Origin of the sequence: Cellulomonas biazotea, from assembly GCF_004306155.1 — a bacterium.
Classification (GTDB): Bacteria; Actinomycetota; Actinomycetes; order Actinomycetales; family Cellulomonadaceae; genus Cellulomonas; species Cellulomonas biazotea.
The window spans coordinates 1-2,730 of the sequence record NZ_BIMR01000417.1 but is presented as its reverse complement, the minus strand read 5'-3'; the positions used below and the strand labels follow the sequence as shown (position 1 = coordinate 2,730).

2 protein-coding genes are annotated in these 2,730 nt (G+C 73.8%); one reads left to right on the top strand and one right to left on the bottom strand.

Annotated elements, in window-relative coordinates:
• On the bottom strand, window positions 1-829 hold an 829-nt coding region (locus tag CBZ_RS19650), incomplete at its 3' end, for a coiled-coil domain-containing protein (RefSeq protein ID WP_373862210.1).
• 514 nt (window positions 830-1,343) lie between these two features.
• Between CBZ_RS19650 and CBZ_RS19645 the strand changes: the two genes are divergently transcribed.
• On the top strand, window positions 1,344-2,663 hold the full coding sequence (locus tag CBZ_RS19645; RefSeq protein ID WP_130783126.1) for a bifunctional o-acetylhomoserine/o-acetylserine sulfhydrylase: 1,320 nt from the start codon (window positions 1,344-1,346) through the stop codon (window positions 2,661-2,663).
• Window positions 2,664-2,730: the final 67 nt, after the last annotated feature.

Below are 2,730 nucleotides of genomic sequence, written 5' to 3'. Positions count from 1 at the left end.
CGGCGCGGGCGGCGGCGTCGGCGCGCGCGCGGCGGTCGGCGTCGAGGGCGTCCTGGCGGGCGCGCTCGACCTCGGCGCTGGTCTGGCGGGCGGCGGCGAGTGCGGAGATGAGCTGGTCGCGCTCGGCGGCACCGGCGGCGAGCGCGGTCTCGCTGTCCTGCTGGGTCTTCTCGGCGGTGGCGAGGGCGTCGGACGCGGACTGCTCGGCGGCCTTCGCGTCGGCCTCGGCGGTGCGCGCACGGTCGGCGAGCACGGTCGCGACGAGCTGCGCGGCGCGGTACTCCTGGACGGCCTCGTCGGCCTTGCCGGTGATGTGGTCGAGCGCGCTGCTGCGGCGGGCGACGTCGCGGAACCCGTCGGCGGACAGGACGGCCTGCAGCGCCTCGACGTTGCCGCCGGAGCGGGCGGCCTCGCGGGCCATCGCGACGAGCGTGCGGCGGGCGTCCTCGGCGCGGGCGTCGGCCTCGGTCGAGCGGGTCGCGGCGTCGGCGGAGGCGGCGCGGGCGGCGTCGGCGTCGGCGAGCGCCTGGGTGTACGCCTCGCCGGCCTGCTGGACGGCGAGCTGGGCGGCGTCGGACTGCGCGGTGAGCTGGGCGAGGCGCAGCTCCATCTCGGCGACGGAGCGGGCGGCGGTGTCGACGGCGCGGCGCGCGTCGCGGACGTCCTGCGCGGACGGGGGCGTGGGGTCGGCGGCCGCGAGGTCGGCGCCGACGATGCCGGAGGTGGCGGCGATGACGGCCGCGGTGACGAGCCGGAGGGTCCGCCGGGGCCGGCGCGGGGGCGCCGCTGCGCCGCCGTCCGCCGACGACTTCGGGTCGTGCTGCACCACTGGACCGCCTCCGTGAACGTCCGCGCGGGCCCCTCCCCGGGCCCGCTCGCGCTTCGACGCTACCCACGGTTTTCACAGAAGTGAACAGCAGTCACACGAGTAACAGGAGTCACACGGTTGTGGTTCGGGACGTACCGGACGGGCGCTCACCCGTTCGGTCGAGCGGGGCTCCGGACGGGTTCGTCGGACCACGTGCGGACGGGCGCGAGCCGGGCGTCTCGAGGGCAGCGCCAGGCACACGCGCCTCGCACTCGTCTCACATCGCGGAACGGCTGTGTCATCCTGCGGATGGTCCCTCGTACTCTCGAGCCATGTCCCGCCGAATGTGTCGCTGACCAGCGCACGTTCGGCATGCCCGCGGGCAGGTGACCGGTCCCCGACCAGCACCCCCGCACGAGCCGACGCTCGAGACGTGCGCCCACCCCATCCCCCTCCGCGGGACGGACGTCGGCTGCCCGATCTCCCCGCGGACCCGAGAACCCCACCCGGATCCCCCGAGACCAGGAGCAGACCGATGAGCAACGAGAGCTGGAGCTTCGAGACCCGCCAGATCCACGCGGGCCAGACCCCCGACCCGACCACGGGCGCGCGCGCCCTGCCGATCTACCAGACGACGTCGTACGTCTTCGACAGCGCCCAGGTCGCCGCCGACCGCTTCGCGCTCAAGGACCTCGGCCCGATCTACACGCGCATCGGCAACCCGACGACCGAGGTCGTCGAGAACCGCATCGCCAACCTCGAGGGCGGCGTCGGCGCGCTGCTCGTCGCGTCCGGCCAGGCCGCGGAGACGTTCGCGATCCTCAACATCGCCGAGGCCGGCGACCACGTCGTCGCGAGCCCGTCCCTCTACGGCGGCACGTACAACCTGCTGCACTACACGCTGCCCAAGCTGGGCATCGAGACGACGTTCGTCGACGACCCGCACGACGCCGAGTCGTGGCGCGCGGCCGTCCGCCCGAACACCAAGCTGTTCTTCGCGGAGACCATCCCGAACCCCAAGTCCGACGTCCTCGACATCGAGCTCGTCGCCGGGGTGGCGCACGAGAGCGGCGTGCCGCTGATCGTCGACAACACGGTCGCGACGCCGTACCTCATCAACCCGCTGCAGTGGGGCGCCGACGTCGTCGTGCACTCCGCGACCAAGTACCTCGGCGGGCACGGCTCCGCGATCGGCGGCGTCATCGTCGACGGCGGCACGTTCGACTACACGAAGGACCCGGAGAAGTACCCGGGCTTCAACAAGCCCGACCCGTCGTACCACGGCCTCGTCATCGGCGAGACGCTCGGCGCCGACGGCCCGTTCGGGGTCAACCTCTCCTACATCCTCAAGGCGCGCATCCAGCTGCTGCGCGACCTCGGCGCGGCCGTGTCGCCGTTCAACGCGTTCCTCATCTCCCAGGGCATCGAGACGCTGTCGCTGCGCGTCGAGCGGCACGTCGAGAACGCGCAGAAGGTCGCCGAGTGGCTCGAGGCCCGCGACGAGGTGCTGAGCGTCCACTACGCCGGCCTGGAGTCGAGCCCGTGGCACGCGAACCAGGTGAAGTACGCGCCGCGCGGCGCGGGTGCGGTGCTCGCGTTCGAGCTCGCGGGCGGCACCGAGGCGGGGCAGGCGTTCGTGTCGGCCCTGGAGCTGCACTCGAACGTCGCGAACATCGGCGACGTCCGCTCGCTCGTCATCCACCCCGCGTCGACGACGCACAGCCAGCTCACGCCCGAGGAGCAGCTGCGCTCGGGCGTCACGCCCGGCCTGGTCCGCCTGGCCGTCGGCATCGAGCACGTCGACGACATCCTGGCCGACCTGGACGCGGGCTTCCGCGCCGCCAAGGGCGCCTGAGCACGTCATGACGCCGTCGCCCCCGCACGAGCAGCCGGACCCGTCCGGCGCCCGCGGCGGGGGCGAC